Annotated in this window: 17 protein-coding genes and 2 pseudogenes; 10 read left to right on the top strand and 9 right to left on the bottom strand. The window is 63.1% G+C overall.

The annotated features are described in order from the left end of the window. Positions 1 to 95: 95 nt before the first annotated feature. From H1Q64_RS26610 to H1Q64_RS26580, 7 genes are all read left to right on the top strand, one after another. The gene (locus tag H1Q64_RS26610; RefSeq protein ID WP_149650864.1) at positions 96 to 305 is read left to right on the top strand and encodes a cold-shock protein; all 210 of its coding nucleotides are present in this window, start codon (positions 96 to 98) and stop codon (positions 303 to 305) included. Positions 306 to 420: 115 nt separating this feature from the next. Beyond that, complete coding sequence (locus H1Q64_RS26605; RefSeq protein WP_330874597.1) at positions 421 to 855, top strand: DUF6481 family protein; 435 nt, start codon at positions 421 to 423, stop codon at positions 853 to 855. A gap of 442 nt (positions 856 to 1,297) precedes the next feature. After that, a complete protein-coding gene (locus H1Q64_RS26600; protein WP_237906843.1) occupies positions 1,298 to 2,560 on the top strand; it encodes a DEAD/DEAH box helicase in 1,263 nt (420 codons plus the stop codon). An 81-nt stretch (positions 2,561 to 2,641) separates the two neighbouring features. Beyond that, a complete protein-coding gene (locus tag H1Q64_RS26595; RefSeq protein WP_237906842.1) occupies positions 2,642 to 2,908 on the top strand; it encodes a hypothetical protein in 267 nt (88 codons plus the stop codon). Positions 2,909 to 2,988: 80 nt separating this feature from the next. Further along, positions 2,989 to 3,270 (top strand): type II toxin-antitoxin system RelE/ParE family toxin, encoded by a 282-nt coding sequence (locus H1Q64_RS26590; protein ID WP_237906841.1) that lies wholly within the window; start codon positions 2,989 to 2,991, stop codon positions 3,268 to 3,270. Then, positions 3,270 to 3,581 (top strand): HigA family addiction module antitoxin, encoded by a 312-nt coding sequence (locus H1Q64_RS26585; RefSeq protein ID WP_237906840.1) that lies wholly within the window; start codon positions 3,270 to 3,272, stop codon positions 3,579 to 3,581. Before H1Q64_RS26590 ends, H1Q64_RS26585 begins: the two co-directional genes overlap by 1 nt. Positions 3,582 to 3,915: 334 nt before the next feature. Further along, positions 3,916 to 4,110, top strand: a complete 195-nt coding sequence (locus H1Q64_RS26580; protein WP_237906839.1) for a hypothetical protein — start codon at positions 3,916 to 3,918, stop codon at positions 4,108 to 4,110. A 634-nt stretch (positions 4,111 to 4,744) separates the two neighbouring features. Here H1Q64_RS26580 and H1Q64_RS26575 read toward each other — a convergent pair. Then, positions 4,745 to 5,200, bottom strand: coding sequence for a nuclear transport factor 2 family protein (locus H1Q64_RS26575; RefSeq protein WP_237906838.1), 456 nt, complete (start codon positions 5,198 to 5,200; stop codon positions 4,745 to 4,747). A gap of 340 nt (positions 5,201 to 5,540) precedes the next feature. On the opposite strand from H1Q64_RS26575, the pseudogene H1Q64_RS26570 reads away from it, so the two are divergent. Beyond that, positions 5,541 to 6,676: pseudogene (locus H1Q64_RS26570) on the top strand (transposase); the annotation flags it as partial. Between the two features lie 61 nt (positions 6,677 to 6,737). On the opposite strand, the gene H1Q64_RS26565 reads toward H1Q64_RS26570, so the two are convergent. The 3 genes from H1Q64_RS26565 to istA are packed head-to-tail and all read right to left on the bottom strand — an operon-like array spanning position 6,738 to position 9,702. After that, positions 6,738 to 7,358: a plasmid pRiA4b ORF-3 family protein gene (locus H1Q64_RS26565; RefSeq protein ID WP_237906837.1), complete on the bottom strand. Its 621-nt coding sequence runs from the start codon at positions 7,356 to 7,358 to the stop codon at positions 6,738 to 6,740. Between the two features lie 44 nt (positions 7,359 to 7,402). Continuing rightward, positions 7,403 to 8,146 (bottom strand): IS21-like element helper ATPase IstB, encoded by a 744-nt coding sequence (gene istB, locus H1Q64_RS26560; RefSeq protein WP_419468866.1) that lies wholly within the window; start codon positions 8,144 to 8,146, stop codon positions 7,403 to 7,405. A 29-nt stretch (positions 8,147 to 8,175) separates the two neighbouring features. Next, positions 8,176 to 9,702, bottom strand: a complete 1,527-nt coding sequence (istA, locus tag H1Q64_RS26555; RefSeq protein WP_237906835.1) for an IS21 family transposase — start codon at positions 9,700 to 9,702, stop codon at positions 8,176 to 8,178. 100 nt (positions 9,703 to 9,802) lie between these two features. Here istA and H1Q64_RS26550 point away from each other — a divergent pair. After that, a pseudogene (locus tag H1Q64_RS26550) lies at positions 9,803 to 9,952 on the top strand (IS5/IS1182 family transposase); the annotation flags it as partial. 322 nt (positions 9,953 to 10,274) lie between these two features. Here the strand turns inward: H1Q64_RS26550 and H1Q64_RS26545 are convergent. From H1Q64_RS26545 to H1Q64_RS26535, 3 genes are all read right to left on the bottom strand, one after another. Further along, positions 10,275 to 10,628: a hypothetical protein gene (locus H1Q64_RS26545; RefSeq protein WP_237906834.1), complete on the bottom strand. Its 354-nt coding sequence runs from the start codon at positions 10,626 to 10,628 to the stop codon at positions 10,275 to 10,277. A gap of 1,021 nt (positions 10,629 to 11,649) precedes the next feature. After that, a complete protein-coding gene (locus H1Q64_RS26540; RefSeq protein ID WP_237906833.1) occupies positions 11,650 to 11,808 on the bottom strand; it encodes a hypothetical protein in 159 nt (52 codons plus the stop codon). 587 nt (positions 11,809 to 12,395) lie between these two features. Continuing rightward, positions 12,396 to 12,773 (bottom strand): response regulator, encoded by a 378-nt coding sequence (locus H1Q64_RS26535; protein WP_237906832.1) that lies wholly within the window; start codon positions 12,771 to 12,773, stop codon positions 12,396 to 12,398. 1,406 nt (positions 12,774 to 14,179) lie between these two features. On the opposite strand from H1Q64_RS26535, the gene H1Q64_RS26530 reads away from it, so the two are divergent. Then, entirely contained in the window at positions 14,180 to 15,376 is a 1,197-nt protein-coding gene (locus tag H1Q64_RS26530; RefSeq protein ID WP_237906831.1) for a cache domain-containing protein, read from the top strand. On the opposite strand, the gene H1Q64_RS26525 is transcribed toward H1Q64_RS26530, so the two are convergent. Together H1Q64_RS26525 and H1Q64_RS26520 are read right to left on the bottom strand one after the other, a co-directional pair. Then, positions 15,345 to 17,324: a glycosyltransferase gene (locus H1Q64_RS26525; protein WP_237906830.1), complete on the bottom strand. Its 1,980-nt coding sequence runs from the start codon at positions 17,322 to 17,324 to the stop codon at positions 15,345 to 15,347. The two genes, H1Q64_RS26530 and H1Q64_RS26525, sit on opposite strands and share 32 nt — an antisense overlap. Continuing rightward, complete coding sequence (locus H1Q64_RS26520; protein ID WP_237906829.1) at positions 17,324 to 18,535, bottom strand: HlyD family secretion protein; 1,212 nt, start codon at positions 18,533 to 18,535, stop codon at positions 17,324 to 17,326. Before H1Q64_RS26520 ends, H1Q64_RS26525 begins: the two co-directional genes overlap by 1 nt. Positions 18,536 to 18,812 lie beyond the last annotated feature (277 nt).

The raw sequence follows: 18,812 nt of genomic DNA, 5'->3' as shown, positions 1-18,812 counted from the left end.
GGGGCCACGAAAATTCTCAGGAGAAAGCGACACCCGAAGTGAGATTGATGCCCTGCGCAATGTTGTGCGGGCAACGCCAGGAAGGGAACTGACCCATGGCTATCGGAACCGTCAAGTTTTTCAATTCGACCAAAGGCTTCGGCTTCATCCAGCCGGAAGACGGCACGGATGACGTGTTCGTCCACATCTCCGCCGTCGAGCGCGCCGGGATCAGCAACCTCGGAGAGGGCCAGAAGCTGTCCTTCGACGCGGTTCGCGACCCTCGCCGTGGCAAGGTTGCCGCCGAGAACCTGCGCGCACTCTGAGTGCAGCCGGTTCGGGAAAGAAGGGTGGCTCCGGCCGCCCTTTTTTTGTACCGGGATCCAGAAACGACGCCGCCCCCTCCCCATAGCCGGTGCAGCATCGCCGCCTTCGGCGACCGTGACCGATAAAGATTTGCCTGACGACCTTCCTCGGGGCACGGCCGGATTCACGAAACGGAAAAACATGAACGGCTTTAAAAACGCAGGGCTTTCCGAGCGTCTGAGCACGGCTGCGGGCGCGAAAAAGGCCCTACTCGAGAAGTTCAAGGCGCAATCGACTGTGAACGATCTGGCCTTCGCGGAGCGGGAAGAGGCCCGGCGGGCCGTGCGCATCGCCCGTGAGGCTCGCGAGGCCGAGCGCAACGCGGCGCGCGACGCCCGCAAGGCTGCCGAGCAGGAGGCCCTGCAAGCGGAACAGGCCGAGCGGGACGCCCGCGAGGCGCTGGAGGCCCAGGAAGCCGCCGAGCAGGCCGCGCGCCAAGTGACCATGGCCGTGGAGGCGAAGGCTGCCCGCGACGCCCGCTATGCAGCCCGAAAAGCAAGGGCTCGCTGACGGTCCACAGTGTCCAGAAGGCGGCGTCCAGGAGGGCACCGCCAAAGCCATCCGATCCAGACGCCGAATGGCTCCGGACCGGATGGCGGGAGATGAAAAAAACAGACGTTGAGGAAAGCCGAGATCATCGGATTCCAAGTCGCCACCACCTATGCGGAAAATCCTGTGCATGGCTGACAAGCGTCTGGTTTCGCTCCTGATTGCCGAATGACCTTGATATTACGGCGTCATGTCTTATTCTATTGATACTGATCGCTGGAGGCTTAAAACGTCTCTTGAGAGAGACGCGGTAGGTTTCTTGGCGTGGCACCCTGCCGCGCCCCTCAGCAAGTCGCAACTCCCTCTTTCGACCTCCTCCTGGCGAGATCGCCGGCGCTTGACCGTTCCCCAACCGGGGGCGTGGTCCGCTTTGCGCCGTCATGCTTGTGGAAGGTCCCACTCCTTGTCCGAAAATTTCGTTTCCGAACAGACGTTTGCTGATCTCGGCATTCATTCCAAAATCGCCCAGGTTCTGGGTGAGCATGGCTATACCACGCCGACGCCCGTTCAGGCGGAGGCCATCCCTCCGGCGTTGGCCGGCCGCGACATTCTCGCCACCGCCGAAACCGGCACCGGCAAGACCGCGGCCTTCATGCTGCCGGCTCTGACCCGCGTGGCCGATCTGCCCCCTCCCGCTGTCGCCGCTCCGCGCATCCTCGTGCTTGCCCCGACGCGTGAACTGGCCAGCCAGGTCACCCAAGCGGCGCGCAAATACGCCAAGCCGCTGCGCATGAACATCATCGATGTGGTCGGCGGCATGCCGTACGGCGAGCAGCTTCGCATGCTGTCGCGTCCGGTGCACGTCGTGGTGGCAACTCCCGGCCGCCTGATCGACCACATCGAACGTCAGCGCATCGACCTCAGCGCCGTCGAGGTGCTGATCCTCGACGAGGCGGATCGCATGCTGGACATGGGCTTCCTCGATGACGTCGAGCGGATCGCCGACGCCTGCAAGGCCGGCCGCCAGACGCTGCTGTTCACGGCCACGCTGGACCGCCGCATGAGCCAACTCGCCGGCAAGCTGCTGCGCAACCCGGAACGCGTCGCCGTCCAAAGCCAAGCGACCGCGATCAACGTCGAACAGCGCCTGCACCACACCGACGATATGGACCACAAGCGCCGGTTGCTAATGCACTTTGCCAGCCAGGACGAAGTCGGCAAAGCGATCATCTTCGCCGCGACCAAGCGCGACGCCGACGCACTGGCGGAGGAGTTGAGCACCGCCGGCCATGCCGCCGCTGCCCTGCACGGCGACATGGACCAGTCCAAGCGCAACCGCACGCTCCAGCGGCTGCGCACCGGCCAGGTCCGTCTGCTGGTCGCGACCGACGTGGCCGCCCGCGGCATCGACGTGCGCGACATCACCCACGTCATCAACTTCGACCTGCCGCGCTCGGCCGAGGATTATGTCCACCGCATCGGCCGCACCGGCCGGGCCGGTGCCTCAGGCATCGCGGTGTCCTTCGCCTCCCGCGCCGACCGCGAGACCCTGTCCCGCATCGAACGCTTCACCGGGGCGACGCTGGCGATCCATACGATTCCCGGCATTGAGCCGCAACGTTCTTTCTCCGGCGGCACCGGCCGCCCGGCCATTCGCGGCGGAGCGAGGCCGTGGCAGCGCGACGGCGGCCAGGGCAGACCGCAGGCCCGCGCCGGACGCTGGTAAACGCGTTCGAGCAAGACAACCAGATCAGGCGCGGCCCTTCGGGACCGCGCCTTTTTTCTTGGGGAAGCGGCTTGGCCGGATATGGTCGATGCCTGCCGGATGCGTAAGACCGGGGTGATCCTGGCGGCCTGCCACCGGGATCACGATCCACCCAACGTGAAGCCGAAGAACCTCGCGGCGTGGTGCCAGCGGTGCCACATCCTCAATGACAGGGAGCATCACCGCCGGCAGTTCCGGCTCACGATCCTGCAGCGGTGGGCGATGGGGGATCTGTTCGAGGCGACATATCGGCGCTGGCGATCCGTAATGATGGAACTGTCATGCCTCAACCGCTCGGTTCTGGCATAGCCGCGAACCCGACAAGAATGTAAACTGTCGCCTTACACTTTTCCGTTGACGCCATGAGTGTAAAGCAATACATTACACTCATGATCCGCACCATTCAGAACAAGGCGCTGCGGCGCTACTTCGAAACCGGCAAAGCCGACAAGCTGCCGGTCCAGGGTGCCGCCATTGCCCGCGTCGGCCGCATCCTGCTGGCGCTGGACGCCGCGACCAAGCCCGAGGACATGAACCTTCCCGGCTGTCACTTCCACGGCCTGGAAGTGACACCGCAGCGCTGGTCGGTGCGGGTCACCGCCAACTACCGCATCACCTTCCCCTGGGACTCCCCGGACGCCATCGACGTCGACCTGGAGGACTATCACTGATGACCACCACCCCCCTGAAGCGGGGCCTCGCCCCGATGCACCCCGGCGCCCTGCTGCGCGAGGACGTGCTGCCGGCGCTCGACCGCCCGGTGTCCGACGTCGCCAAGCTGCTGAAGGTCTCCCGTCAGACCCTGCACGCCATCCTGCGTGAAGAAGCGCCGGTGACCCCGGCCATGGCGCTGCGCCTGGGCAAGCTGTGCGGCAACGGGCCGGACCTCTGGGTCAACCTTCAGGCCCGCTATGACCTGGCTCGTCTTGCTGCCGAGCTGGAGGACGAGTTGGCCACCATCCCCACCCTCAACGCCGCCTGACGCTAAAACGAGCCGTTTCGCGACAGACCTGCCGGGGCAGACCCAGGCGCCGCGCGGCGGTGGGAAAGTTTTCGTCGCGATCCGACTTCCAGCCCAGCGTGCGCACCAGGTCCGCAACTTCGGTGTAGAGGACCGAGTAGCAGTGGAACAAAAAGTCAGATTGGGTGGCGGGGCTGTGCGATAATCCATCCCAAGGCAGCTTCGGTATGCCGCCTTTATTCCAGAAGCGTAGGGAGGCAAGCACAGACGGCTACAAGCGTGGGCTTTGCCAAACGGCATTTTTGCATTATAGATAGTGCCTATCTCTAGGTAAGCCGGAAAGAGGGGCAACAAGATGTCAGGCTTCAATGAGATTTCCCCATTAAACCCGAATGACCCCACCGTGCAGACGGCACAAGCTCTTGGGAAGATTTTTGAGAATTTGACAAAAGACCTAGATCCAGAAACGAAGAAGATTCTTGCGGCCGTCGTTGTCGGTGGTGGTCTTGTGGCTGGCGGCGCTTTGCTTGCCAAAAAGATCATGGGATAGGATTGTTTTATTTGGTGACACAATGCCGAATCAGATTTCGGGCCGGACGCCGGAAAGCATGTGTTTTCCGACATGATTGGGCGACGGGTTGCCTAACAGCCTGAAAGCTTCAGAAGCGTAGCCGGGAAACCCCGTCGGATTGATCGGCTGTGCGGAAACCGTCGCAGAGAGGTTTTCCGCACAGCCCTCCCAACCCAATTGGACTTTCCGTTCCGCTGCTACTCGGACCCCATGTAGGCCCGTCGACGGGCGTCCCGCTTGATGGCGTCGAATACGTCGTCGATTGTCATGGCGAGGTGCTGAGGTGCGCGCGGGCGAGCTGATCGAGCGCGTCCTGCTGCTCCTTGTCGGGACACAGGGAGGCGAGCAGGCGCGCTATGTCGTTCCGATCGCTGCGCTCCTGCTGGTCAGCCGGGCGGTTGCCGATGGCGGCGATAGCGTAGACTAGGGCCTTGACAGGATGTAGCGGTCGCGACCGGAGGGTTGGCGGACACACTGTGGATCAGTTTCGGATATCCGCTTCAGCAGAAGCTCACTCAAGCTGCGACGGAAAGGGGCGGGCTCGCCTGCCCTGGTGCTGTCGCGAAAAGGCGCCGCCGAGGCACACTCCTTCGGGATGCGACCGCTTACGCCCTCACGGGGCACAGGCTTCAGCGATCGAGAGGCTGTTCTCGTAGAGGCGGTGCCGGGTGATGCGGCCGTTCTCGACGGTGAGGTGCAGCGCGAACGGCCCCGCGAAGGATTTTCCGGTTGCGCGCACAGTTCCCGCTACGTGCCCCATCAGGACTGCGTGGGGGCCGTCGACGAGGAAGGTGTCGACGGAGGCGCGGGCATCCTCGGGTACGGTGTACGCCATCAACTCTGTGAACTGGGCAGCGCATTCGGCGGCGGTGGACCGCGGGCGGATCCACGGGACGACAGGGTTCTCGGCCAGCATCCAATCGACCTCATCGGCGAAGAGCACAACCAGCCGCTCGGTGTCCCCGGCCAGCCGGGCAGCAAGAAACTCTTGCACGACGGCCCGGGTGGCGTTGGCGACGGAACTCGCGGTGGCTGAACTCTCCGTGGTGGCGTTGGACTTGACGGGCACGGTGCTCTCCTTGCTGCTGTGGCCGGATCCCGGCGGGGGCGTCGATATGTTTGAACCTGCCCGGGAAGAGAGGGGCGGTCGATTACCTCAGGGGTAATGAGTGGCAAGCAGTGATTGGGTACACCTTCTTCAGCGGAGGTCAGTCGGTGGGAGGACAAGGAGCCCTGCACAACACACACACAGAATTGGCAGGGACGCCAATGATTGATTGCCACATATCGCCGACGTTAAATCGACCATCCGCGAACGACTGCAATGGGCCGATAGTGTTGAAAAAGTCGGTGTTGCCGGCCGCTTGAAGCCCTGATTCAATTCTCCTAGGCAGAAGGAGGACGCGGCGATGATGGGCGAGCGGACGGTGATGCAGGAGGCGCTGTTCTATGAGTTCAGCCTCGAACGCCACGTCCCGTCGGACCACCTGCTTCGCTCGGTCGACCGCTTCGTCGATCTGTCCGGCCTCCGTGCGCATCTGCAGCCGTTCTACAGCGCAATCGGGCGCCCCTCGATCGATCCGGAACTGATGATCCGGATGCTGCTCATCGGCTACTGCTGCGGCATCCGCTCGGAGCGCCGGCTGTGCGAGGAGGTGCATCTGAACCTCGCCTACCGCTGGTTCTGCCGGCTCGGCCTGGAGGGCGCCGTGCCGGACCACTCGACCTTTTCCAAGAACCGTCACGGCCGCTTCCGCGACAGCGATCTCCTGCGCACGCTGTTCGAAACCACCGTGCAGAGCTGCATGGAGGCCGGGCTTGTGGGAGGCAAGGGCTTTGCGGTCGATGCCAGCCTGATCCGGGCCGACGCGAACAGGCAGCGTTCGGTGGCGGGATCGGAAGAGGTCGACTGGGAGGCGATGGCGACGCCCCGCCGCTCGGTTCGGGAGTATCTCGATACACTGGACGAGGCGGCCTGGGGCGCGTCCAGCGAGGTGACGCTACCTGATCGACCTCGTCCACGCCGTCATCGTCGATGTCGAGGCGAGCGGCGCCATCCGCCAAGCGGAGGTCGGCGCCGCGTGCACCATGCTCGACCGGACCCTGGAGCGCTTCGCGCTCTATCCCGAGCGGCTGGCCGCCGACAGCGCCTACGGTTCAGCCGACATGCTCGGCTGGTTGGTTCATGAGCGCGGGATCGAGCCGCACATCCCGGTCTTCGACAAATCCGGGCGCCGCGACGGGACCTTCGAGCGGGCCGATTTCACCTACGACCACGAGGCCGACGCCTATGTCTGCCCAGCCGGCCAGGAACTCCGGCCGCGGCAGAAGACCTATCGGATGCCGCGCCCGCTCGCCGACAGCGACGGCCTGGTCCGCTATCGCGCCCTGTCCGCTCAAGCCGCGCTGCTGTCCGAACACGCCCGCCCGCAAGGTTCCCCACTCCGTCCACGAAGGGGCCCGCGACATGGCGCGGGTCATCGCCAATACCGACGCCTATGTCATCTCACGGCGCCAGCGGAAGAAGGTCGAGATGCTGTTCGCTGTGCAACGACAATTTTGACGTCCTGTTGACGCCAATTACGGTGTCCGGTCGGAGGGTGGGATCAGTCGTATCGTGACAGTGCCGCTCGGCGTTTTGCGGCGCGGACAGCGGAGCGAACAGCGCGATCGGTTTTGGCGATGTCGAACTTTTCGGGATGGAATGCTCGGCCCGCCCATCGCTTCATGTCGGCATGGTCGGGGTGGTTTGGGTCGTGCAAGACGTCGAGGAACTCAGCGTAGCCATGGACACCGCCGACGTCCTCTGGCGGTCGCGAGCGGGCGCCGTCGATGCAGGCGGGGTACTTGCGATCGGCCTCGGGCAAACGCAGGGTTTCGATCTCGATCCGATGGTGCCAATCGTCGCCGAAGTCGTAGAGATAGAGGAACGGCGGCGGGGTGGACAGGAAGTCGAACAGGCGAACGTCCTCCTCCGGCAATGCCCGGCTGTCGTCGTCGAAGGCGTCGGCGTTGAGCATGTCGGGGTCGCCGAAGCGCAAGCCGCCGATCTCGAACTGATGGAGATGGTAGTCGAGCCAGCCGAAGGCGGCCTGAATGATGTGGTGCAACTCGGCCAGCGTGGTTTTGCGCGGCACCAGCAGGCGCCGCCAGATCGGCGGGTCGATGTCCAGGATCGTGATCTTCAGCTGGGCGATGGTCGGCGGCTCATACATGGCCGCCATCATGCCGCCGCGCCGGTCCGGCGACAATTACGCGGTTGTCGCGTCGATTACCCTTCGCCGGCCCTCGGGTCTTGGGCCGCGGCCAGGGCGGAGCGGCGGCGGTAGCTTTCCGTGTTCAGTTCCAGAATGGTGGCGTGGTGCACCAAGCGGTCGATGGCGGCCACGGTCATGGCGGGATCGGGAAAAATCGCGTCCCAGGCGCTGAAGGGTTGATTGCAGGTCAAGATCAAGCTTCGGCGTTCGTAGCGTTCGGCGATCAGCTCGAACAGCACCGAGGTTTCGGCCTGGTCCTTGCGGACGTAGCCGAGGTCGTCGAGGATCAGGCAATCGAAGCGGTCGAGCCGGGCCAGCAGGTTTGGCAGGGCGAGGTCGCGCCGCGCCGCCTGAAGCTTTTGCACGAGATCGGTGGTCCGGGTGAACAGGACACGCCGGCCGCCTTCGATGAGGGCGGTGCCGATGGCGGCGGCGACATGGGTCTTGCCGACGCCGCTGGGGCCGAAGATCAGCAGGTTGGCGCCGCGCTCGATCCAACCGTCGCCCCGGCCGAGCGCCTCGACGTGGGGTTTGCGGATGGTGGGCACGGCGGCGAAGTCGAAGGTGGCCAGCGTCTTGCCGTCGGGCAGATCCGACTCGGCCATGTGGCGGGCGATGCGGCGTTCGGTGCGTTCGGCCAGCTCATGCTCGCACAGGGTGGCCAGGAAGCGCGCGGCCCCCCAGCCCTCTCGGTCGGCCCGTTCGGCGAAACCCGGCCACAGCCGGCCAATGGTCGGCAGGCGCAGGGCGGACAGCATCACGGGCAGTTTGGCGGCATCGATGTCGGTCATGCAGGCTCCGGATCGGGGGTGGCGGTGGCCGGCCGCAGCAGGCGGTCGTATCCGGCGAGATCGGGCGGCGCCACGGTGATCAGTGGCACCGCCGCCGGCTGGGGAGGCGCCACGGCCGTCCGGGCACCCTCGAGATCGGGCAGGCCGCCGCGGTCGAGCACGGCGTCGAGATGCTCGGCCAGGGCCGCCTCGCAGGCGCCGGTGGCCGCCAGATGAAGCAGACCGACGTAGACGCGGCACGCCTGCCGGTCGTCGAGCTGTTCGTCCAGCACCTCCCAGGCCCGGCGGAAGGCCGGTCGGGGAAAGAGTTCGTCGCGGAAAACGGAGCGGCGGAACGCCTGCGGCTTGCGCACCAGGGATGCGGCGAGGTGGCGGTAATCGACGACCCGGTCGCGCAGCTTGCCCTTGGGATGCTTGCGGGCGAGCGTCAGCACCTGGGTCGTGCCCAGCCAACAGAGCAGCCGGTCGTCGTAGAGATGCACCTTAAGCCGGCAGCCGACAAGCCGGGACGGCACGGTGTAGAGCACCTTGCGCACGGAGATGGTGCCGCTACGGGTCACGGTGACGGTGGTGGTGGAGAAATCGGTGGTGCGGTGGCGGGGCAGCGGCTTGAGTTCCGGCAACTCCACCTCCAGCGCCTTTCGGCGGCGGGCGTTCTTGCGGGCGACGGTGTCCTGCAGGAAGGCCTGGTAGGTGGGAATGTCCGGGAAATCGCGCGACCCACGCAGATCGAGGGCGTCGCGCAAGGCTGCTTTCAGATGTCCATGGGCGGCTTCAACGCTGCCGTTCTCATGAGCGACGCCGGCGTTGTTGCGGGTCGGGGTCATGCCGTAATGGCGGCAGAAGGCGGCGTACCCGGCGGCTTCGTCGTCCTCGGCCGTCAGGTTGCGGTAGGCGGCGGACAAGCGGTCGGTGCGATGGGTGTGAGGAACGCCGCCGAGTTGCCACAGCGCTTCCTGAAGCCCTTCGGTCAGGGCGGTGAAGCTCTCGCCGCCCTGGACGAGCTTGACGGCCTCCCAGCCGCTGTAGGCCAGCCAGAAATGATAGAGGAGATGGTCGAAGGGGATGCCGTCGATGGTGATGCCGAGGCTGGCGGTCTCGGTGAAATCGGACAGGGCCTGATAACCGGGAGGGTGGTCTTGGCGGAAGATCAACTCCTGCTCCGGGCCTTCGGTCGCCCGCCACAGGGCGACCCGGCGCTGAAGCGAACGCAGCAGGCGATCAGGATAGTCGCCGGGGTGACGGCGCTGGAGCTCTTCCAGCAGGGTGGTCGCCCGGATGTGTGGAGCTGAGCGCAGAACCGGCACCAACTCCTCGTCCCACACGCCGGCGAACGGATCCTCGCGGGTACGCCAGGTCCGTTCACGGGGCCGTTGGCTTGGCGGGATCGGGTTGGCGTCGATCCGGCGCGCCGTCCGCTCGCTGAACCCGGCCTTCGCCGCCGCCGTCGCCTGACTGTCTCCTTGCCTGCGCTCGTCCATGTACCGCCTGACCTGCCGGTCGGTGATCCGCGCGCCCGTCATCAGCCTCTCCCCCGCGATCGCGGGGGAGAGGCTGATGACGGAGCCGCCACCCGGCCATTCCAATCGTCGTCAGGCGGTCATCGTAATTGGCGCCGTGCAGTTCGCCCACCTCAAACGCATCCTGGGGCTCGACCGTCTGCGTTTGCGGGGGCCGAACGGCGCCCGCGATGAGTTCCACCTCGCCGCCGCCGCCCAGAACCTCCGCAAACTCGCCAAGCTCATCCCCATGCCGGACCCCAGCCCGGCATGAAGGGCAATTGCCCGCCGACCCTTCGCCGGCGTAACAGGGGGACGCTACCGGCAACCGACTTTTTCAACACTATCGGCCAGAAGCAGATTCAAGCTGCAGCAGAATAGGGGCGGGCTTGCCCGCCCTGGTGCTGTCGCGAAAAGGCGGAGACTCCTGTTCGCAACGGCACTGGACGGGCCGACGCGCGAGTATAGTAGTGTCTCCCCGTCGCTCATCTTTCACGCGTGCCGTGCATGTCCCACTTGATGCGTGGTTTCCTGCCCTGGCGGGATGGATTGCGTCAGGACGAGCTGGAGCACGTAGCCGAAGGCGAGCAGCACGATCACCGACACGACTGGCGCCCCCAGGAGATGCGGTTGCCGGCCTGGGCAAGCTGGACGGTCTGGGCGCGGGCGTCGGCCCGGTCCTCGTTGTCCAGCCGAAGCAGCGCCACGACCTGATCGCCCTGCTGGCAATACAACTCGGCCAGCTTGGCGGGATCGGCCTGCACTGCGGCGGCGACGCGCTCTGCATCCGCCGGAGTGCTGATCGGGCCCCCGGTCACTGCGGAGACGACGGACACCGCAGCTTCGCCGACCTGCCGGGCGGTCTCGCCGGTGCCGAGGGCGGCCTTGGCTACCTCCGGCAGCAGCACAGGGGCCAAGGCAGAGATGATGGGGATGAGCAGTGGAAGCATGATGGGTGCCCCTCCTTCGGGCATGAAAAAAGGCCGCCTCGGCGGGGGCCGGGCGGCGCGAAAGTCGATAGGTAAATCGGCAAAAGGTTAATCAGGCCATGGCTCAGCTTTCAATCAAACTCATAGACGGCAGATCACTATTGCCCTAGGGATAGTATCGCGCCTTCGCGCATATTCTTATTCCTATGCTACGTGAATTCGTAAGCGCTACAGCATCAATCAGTGTTGGATTATTCAATTGTACAAAGAACCTATCCGAAGCTCCCAGCGCATTCCATTCACATGATCGATCATTATTCCGAACACACTCTATCCTTGGTCCTGAAGAAAATATCCAACGCTCGTTTGGAGTCGTGACAGTCAATATTGTACTCTTAAAACACCACTTCCCATCACCAACCCTGTGGCAGCTTCCGTCGCCTGAGTATCTCACATTATGAAGCTCGGGGGTATCGCGCGTTGGCCCACAAATATCCTTCTCTTCAGTATAAGAACCGAAGCTATCAACTTCCGCAGCCTTCGACACATTTGTCGCGCCCATTGAAAAGGCGCAGAACACAACAGATAGAGATGCGATGTACTTATGAAAGCATAACATTTGCCACCTCCATTTTGCTCTATGATTGTGCATAGATTTCAGCGGACATGCTATAAACAATAGTTGACGGAACAATATGGTAACAAGACATATTCATTTATAATCCGGAGTATGCGCATTTCAGATATGCTAAATCACTAAAGAATTGGCATTCTCAAACACATACAGCCAATCCGAATATCAGCAGATATCCGTCGAACGCTTGCAATAGTGTGTATTCAAACGATCATCTCATGACTGTTTTAGCTCACAAACATACCATTCAGCAAATATGGCCGATGTTTATTAGCATTTATACACGACTTTGGTCATACGCAGAAAACATTCTCATGACAATTGCTATCATCAATGCTGAAAGGCTAATGATCGGAAGACGCCTGCAATCGCATTCTCAACCACTTCAAAACTGTGCAAGTGTCCCTTCTACTTCCTGTCATAGCAAACCAAAGAAGCCCGCCCGCTGTTCGACACGAACTTCAGGGTGATGCTCACCGAGGGGCTGAAGGTCGGTGCCGCGGCTTTGCCATCCCAGGTCCACTGGGCGCCGTTCCGGAACGGGGTGTCCACGGCGATCTGGTGCATGGCGTTGCAGCCGGGGCACCAGTGCTCGTGCAGGGTCAGTTCGCCGTACTGCCGGCGGACCAGCTTGGGGCTGAGGATCTCGGTTATGGGGATTCCGGAAAAGGAAAAGCCGCCGGGCCAGGGCCGGGCGGCGGAAAAGACTCAATTTTGCGGCGGCTGGAACGGCGGCACACTGGGTAGGTTAAGTCTCTATGGAAACACGCATTTCCGCGGACCGATCTCAGCATCTCCTCCGTCTTCGGGATGATGCCTTCGAGCGGGCGCGGTCGGTGCAGGAGCAGAGCCGGCAGTTGGTCGCACGAGCCGTTCAGGCCCGGCTTGAAGCGCAGGACGCCTGTGCCAGATCGGCAGACCGACGATGGGAAAAGGGTTGAGGTGATGGAGCTGCCGGCCGTCGGCCTTACGGATTCGAGCGCCCAGCTTGCGGATTTGCGCAAGTTCGCAGATCCGGCACTCCGCTTGACCTGAGACGCGGTTTTCGGAAACCGCACTTGCAGTGCGGATCTGCAACACCTGGAAACTGCGATGGGCGGTTGTTCTGCTGGTCGCCTCAGTCCAGCTCGTCCGCTGGTGCCAATCCCCCTCACTCAGGAGGTCAGCCCCGTCCGTCTGGACAGCAGGGCGGTGATCACCGGGACCAGCGCGGACAAGGAATAAGGCTTGCGCAGGACCACCAGCCGTCCCGGCTCCTCGACAGGAATGTGCTCGCTGAATCCGGTCGAGACGACAACCGGCAAATCGGGGCGCCGCTGCCGGATGAGCCGGATCAGCGCCTCACCGCCCATCACCGGCATGCGCATGTCGGTGAGCAGGAGGTCAGCCGGATCGATGGCGTCAGCCTCGATGGCCGCTAGTCCGTTGTGCGTGACGGTGACCCGAAACCCCTCGGACTCAAGAAAATCGGCCACCACCATGGCAACCAGATCCTCGTCCTCGGCCAGAAGAACATGAGGGGATTCGCGCATCAGTCACCCGCATCAACGAGTATATGACCGCCATTTCTATCCAGATAACAACTCATGCACAGCAGAAAGATTGCAGGCTGTTCGTAGCGAAGGCGTCGTCTCGGCCGGCAAGGTGATGCCTGGGGCGTTGGGCGTTGGGCGTTGGGCGTTGGGCGTTGTCCTGCAAGTCGCACATGGGGAACTCTGGTAAAGGAAAAGCCGCCGGGCGGCTGGTGAGTGAAACCTCGGTGCTGTAGGCTCCGGTCAGTCTGCGAAGACGTTTCGGACGTTGGGTGGCGGGAGGAGCCTCGGCTCAGCACGCATACGTCGCGGACAGTGACCGCTGTGTGGACCGGACAACGCGGGCCGGCGTCGGCCCATCTTCGGATGGCTCGACCGAACGTAGGGGGTGACGTACATACCCGGCGGTCACGCCCTCAATCCAGCTCATTTGCCGAGATGTCCGGCAGGTTCACCATCTGGCCGGCGAGCGCGTGCGAACTGTCGCCGCAGAAGTCGATACGTCATTGAGTTTTTGCGGCGAAAAGTCCGAAATGCAGTGACGCACCGCATCCAAGGGCATGTTTTTATGCGCACGACAAAAAAATTAGTAATATCACTGTTTTCTATCATTATCGTGAGTGGCTGCTCAGGATCGAGCGGAATGTTAAATGTCCAAAAGCCTAACCCCACAGCCAGTTCTTCTATAAATCTATTAGAAAGGCTGAGAGCTTTCGAGCAGCCAGCAGCGTGGAGAGACGCAAGATTCATTCGAAACGTTTTTAACAGCGATGTAAAATTCTCTATGGATACAAAACCTAATGCCATGATCGAGTCGTACAGGTGGCAGAAGGCAGAGAGAAACCAGAACGACGCTATCGACGGCGATGCTAGCATTTATATCAACGAGAACTTTCAGTATAGTACAATGAGGCTAATCTTAAATAATAAGGATCAATTATGTATTACATCCCCTGACATCAGGTCATTATACACCCCAAGCAAACCACCCATGCCAGCGCCTGCAATTCACTTTCACGCAGGACCAGGATTTGTTCCTGAAACCAATATCATGAACGAGTACTATTCATCCGGACCTATGGAAATTTATATTACCTTTGCATATATGAAATGCGCCAACGCAATATCTGTAACTCTTGGTGATCCTGAGAATTTCAGAAAATATTGGTAATCCAATTGTTAGCATTTGATGCCCACGGTGATCTGGTGCATGGCGTTGCAGCCGGGGCACCAGTACTCGTGAAGAGTTAGGTCACCGTACTGGCGGTGGACCAGCTTCGGGCTGAGGAACTCGGTCATGGGGGATCCGGAAAGAAATCATAAATAAGGATTTTACAATTAACGTTATCTATATATCTACCTGCAATGATCTCCAACGGTAAATCATGCCGATAAGAGGCCCAGGTATGACGAAGCGTCTGAATTCCCTTGGCACCATTCTCCGTTTGGGCCTTGTTGGACTGTGCATTGTTCCCAGCGCCGTTGTAGGTCTCTACGCGAGCGCCTCCGTCGGGGAACGTGTCCGTACGGAAGCGGATAAGCACCTGCTGGACGTCAGCGCCCGGATTGCCGGCATGCTCGATCTGGGCATGCACGAACGCTGGCGCGACATGACGCTGGTCGCGTCGATGATCAATGCACAGGGCTCTCTGGAGCGGACAGATGATCTGCGTGATCAGCTCGACACGCTGAAACGGAACGTCCCCATCTATGCCTGGATCGGCGCTGCGGAAACCGGTGGGCAGGTGGTGGTGAGCTCGCAACGGCTGCTCGAGGGCGTCGACGTGTCGGCCCGGCCCTGGTTCCGTGCCGGCACGCAGGCGCCCTTCGCCGGCGATCTGCACGAAGCGCTTCTGCTGGCTCAGAAGCTGCCGCCGGCTCCCAATGGCGAGCCCTTGCGCTTCGTCGATATCGCCATGCCGTTGACCCGCAAGGATGGCGTTCCGCTCGGCGTTCTGGGCGCCCATCTCAGTTGGGCCTGGGCCAACGAGGTCGCCGAATCCGTTCTGCAACGCGGCGGTGACGACAAGCCGGACGTGGATGCCTTCGTGCTGAGCCGCGAGGGCGTCGTTCTGATGGGGCCAAAAAACCTGCAAGGCCAGAAGCTCGACCTCGCCAGCGTGCGCGCCGGCGTGCAGGGAGTCACGAAGACCGTCCAGGACGTCTGGCCTGACGGAAAGAGCTACTTCACCGCCGTGGCTCCGACCCGCGGCGAGGGCGAATACCGCGGCCTCGGCTGGGTGGTTCTGGTCCGCCACGACGCCGCTGCCGCTCTTGCCGACGTCTCCGCACTCCAGCACCGCATCCTGTTCGCGAGCTTTGTCATGGCTATCCTCGCTCTTGTGGCCGGCTGGGTGTGGGTGGGGCGCCTGTCACGCCCGTTGGAGGTGCTGGCCGAGGCCGCCCGGCGCCTCAGTCATGGCGACCTCGCGACACCGGTCCCCCCCACCCGGGCCTTTGCGGAGGCGACGAGCCTGTCGACCAGCCTCGTCCAGCTCTCCATGGCGCTTGAACTGACGCTCGCTGCCCGGAGGCCGGACGCACCGTCCACCCCCGCAAATGCGGAACCGGTCAGCGCGTCGCGCGAGCCCGCAGCCCCGTGAGGATTTTTTCCAGGCTGATCGACCGGGCGCCGCCGCTGTAGCGTCCGGAATAGAGCTTGCGGATCAGGCGGTCGCGGACCTGTGCATCTTCGATGAAGCGCAGGGTGAAAGCGCCGTCCGCCTGTCCCACCAGCACGGCCTGAACCGGCCCAACCCCCTCGATGTGAACGAGAACCGGAGCCCCCGGCACCGCATCGACCATCCCCCACATCCGCAGCCCGCCGAGCGAAATGTCCAGCACTCGCATGCGGCGCGTCCGCCCGGTGGTCTCCCGGCCAACCAGTTCGATGTCGGCCTGCTCGTCGGTCCAGAAGCGCTCATCCTGCCGGTAGCGGGGCAACTCGATGCAGACCGCCATCGCCAGGGCCAGGGCCGCCAGATTGTAGAAGCTCCAGAACAGGACGATGACCTTGCCGTCGCCGGCGCCGCCCTGGGGGGCGTAGTCGGCCAGACCGGCGTAGATCATGCCCCCCGCGGTCGCGGCAGCCAGAAGCCCGAACCGGCGCATCATGCCCCATTGGACGGTCACCCGGTCGCGTTGCCCGCCCTTGGCTGTGACCTTGAACTTGTGCCCCTTCGGCTTGACGAGACCCACCGCCACCGCCTGGATGATCTCGAACATCGTCAGCATCTGGCTGACGTCATGCAGCAGCGGGATGATCTGGCCTCGGGTGGTCCAGTTGAGGGCGATCATCGCGGCCAGGAAATAGGGCACGAAATACGTGATGACGTCCGGTGCGGTGGCGTTCACGATGCTGATGCCGAACCACCAGTACAGGATCGGCGCGAAGAGGCAGGCAAAGCGGAACGGGAAGGTGACCCCCCAGTAGAGGAAGGAGTCGATCAGGCCCACCCGGTCGATCAGGCTGAGGGGATTCTTCGAGAAAGGGCCGGACGGGCCTCGGAAGATCTGGATCATGCCCAGGCACCAGCGGCCGCGCTGGGTGACGTATTCCTTCAACCCTTCCGGCGCCAGCCCGTCGCTCAGCCGCTCGTTGAGGTACACGGTGCGCCAGCCGCGCTCCTTCAGGCGGATGGTGACGAGGAAATCTTCCGTCACGCTGTCAGTCGGGAAGCCGCCGATGGCCTGCAGCCCTTCCCAGCGCATCATGGACGAGGTGCCGCAGCAGAAGGCGATGCCCCAGGCGTCGCGGGAGGCCAGCAGATGGTCGAAGAAGAAGCGCTGCTCGTCCGGGTAGGCGCGTCCGATCCGCAGGTTCGACTGGATCGGATCGGGATTGAAGAAATGCTGCGGCGTCTGCACCAGACCGACCGACGGGTCGTGGAACAGCGCCAGGGCACGGGTGACGAAGTTGGAATGCGGCACGAAGTCGGCGTCGAGAACGACGACGAAGTCGGGTTGCCGGGACAGCGTCGCCAGATGCTTCAGCGCGTGGTTGATGTTGCCCGCCTTGGCGTGGCTGTTGTCCGGCCGCTGCAGATAATGGCAGCCCTTGCGCGCGCAGAGATCCTGCAGCCAGTCTCGTTTGCCGTCGTCCAGGACCCACACCCGCAGGTTTGGATGATCGATGCCCAGGGCGCCGCCGATGGTGCGGGCCAGGATCGCCTCTTCTTCGTTGTAGGTGGTAATCAGCACGTCCAGCTGCGGAGGGGCTGTCGGCCGCCACCAGCCGGCATGCTGGTCGGCCTCGCCGCTGCGGTTCTTGACACGGGACATCAGCGCGAAGGCCAACGTCGAGCTGACCGTGGTCGCCGCTTCCAGCAGGGCGAACGCCCAGGCGCCGATTGCCTCGGCGTTGAACGCCAAGGGCGGAATCGACTCGGCGAAGCGCCAAGCGATGTAGCGCCACCCCAGCACGATGCAAAGGGTAAACAGCACGACCCGCACCCGGCTGTTGTCTGGCCGGCAGAAGGGCAGGATCGCAAGCGCCGCGCCGCAGACCAAAAGGGACGGCGCGAAACTGGCCTCGAAAGGCGAAAGAACCATCAGGCGAGCCCCAGCCAGGAACCGACGGTGCGCAAAAGGTCGCGCGGCGTACCGGAGAAAACGACCTTGCCCGTCCGGCCGACGGCGCAGCCGGCTTCCGCGTCCTTCAGCAGATCCGGGATCGCCAAGGCCACGTCGAAGCGCTTCAGATGGTCCGCGCCCGGCGCGATGGCGAGGTTGTTGTAGACGGTCGCGGCGCCGGAGCCGGCTAGGCGCAACACCTGGCCATTGAAGACCCGGTTGGTGCCGGACAGCCGAAATTGCGCCGGATCGCCGACTTTGAGACGGTTGTAGTCGCTTTCCGCGACGCTGGCCGTGACGATGACCGTGGAGCAGTCGAGCAGACGCAGCAGGTCCTGTCCTTTGCGCGCGTACTCGTCATTGCCCAGGGGCGCTTCCCACACCAGCCCGTCCACCGGAGAGGTCAGGAAGGCGTCGCGGAGCTTGGCCACCCGCTGGCGTTCGAGCGCGATCTGCTCCCGGATCTTCGCCAGGCGCTGGGTGCGCTCCTGCAACTCGGCAGACAGTTCGCCAAGACGCAGATCCAATTCCTGGGACCGCTGGCTGGAATAGGGGGTGTCGTTGTAGGAGTCGCCGAGGAAGGTGCCGTTGGAGGCCGCTTCCAGTTCGGTGCGCAGAACGTCCAGGCGGGCCGTTGCCGCGCGAATGTTCAGGCTGTTCACCTCATGCGCGGCCTGGGCCTTGTCCAGCATCGCCACCGACTGGACCCCGTTGACCCTCAATTCCTCCGCACGCTTCAGGGCGGCGGTGGATTCGGTCGACTGCGCCTTGGCGCTGGACAGCAAGGCCTGTTGTTCGTCGATCCGGGCCTTCAGCTGACGGATGCGCCCATCGCGGTACGCTTCGGTGCGTTCACGCAGCGTGGCCGCGCTCGCCGTCATGCTGGAAATCTGCGCCTGGATGCGCCCGATGTCGGTATCGAGCGCACCGGCCACGCGCTCCAAATCGAACAGGCGGGCGTCGTCGGCGCGGACATCCGTCAGGTTGCCGAGAGTCTGTCCTCGCTGAACCCGTTCGCCAATGGCGCGCGGTTGCAGCGAAAGCAGACCATCGATAGGTGCACGCACTACGGCGACCCGCGCATTGACGACCGCATCGGCGCTGACGACCGCTACACCTTCCGCAAGGATGATGTAGCCGGCTACCCCGGCGATCGTGAGGCCGGCAGCGAGCTTGAAGAGTTTGCGCATGACGGGAGTTGCCCTTAAGGCCATTAAAAGGACTCCGAACTTATTGCACGGAGTTGCTAAAATTGTGTTATCGACTAATGCGCCTTTGATACTATGTCGCCACAAGGATCGGGCGAGAGTATGCCATTGTAGTCATTGAGGTGCAGTGGACAACCAAGCAGTCAGTGACGTGATCACCCACGCTGGACCAGTGCGTCCAAACCGACCCGAACGGGGTGAAGCCCCTCACCTGCTTTGAGCCGGAGGCACCTCATGGCGCCAGACGGTGTCTCGCATT

Origin of the sequence: Azospirillum brasilense, assembly GCF_022023855.1 — a bacterium.
Lineage (GTDB): Bacteria > Pseudomonadota > Alphaproteobacteria > Azospirillales > Azospirillaceae > Azospirillum > Azospirillum brasilense_F.
Note: the sequence above shows the minus strand (reverse complement) of the source record. Positions and strands in the feature narration are given on the sequence as shown.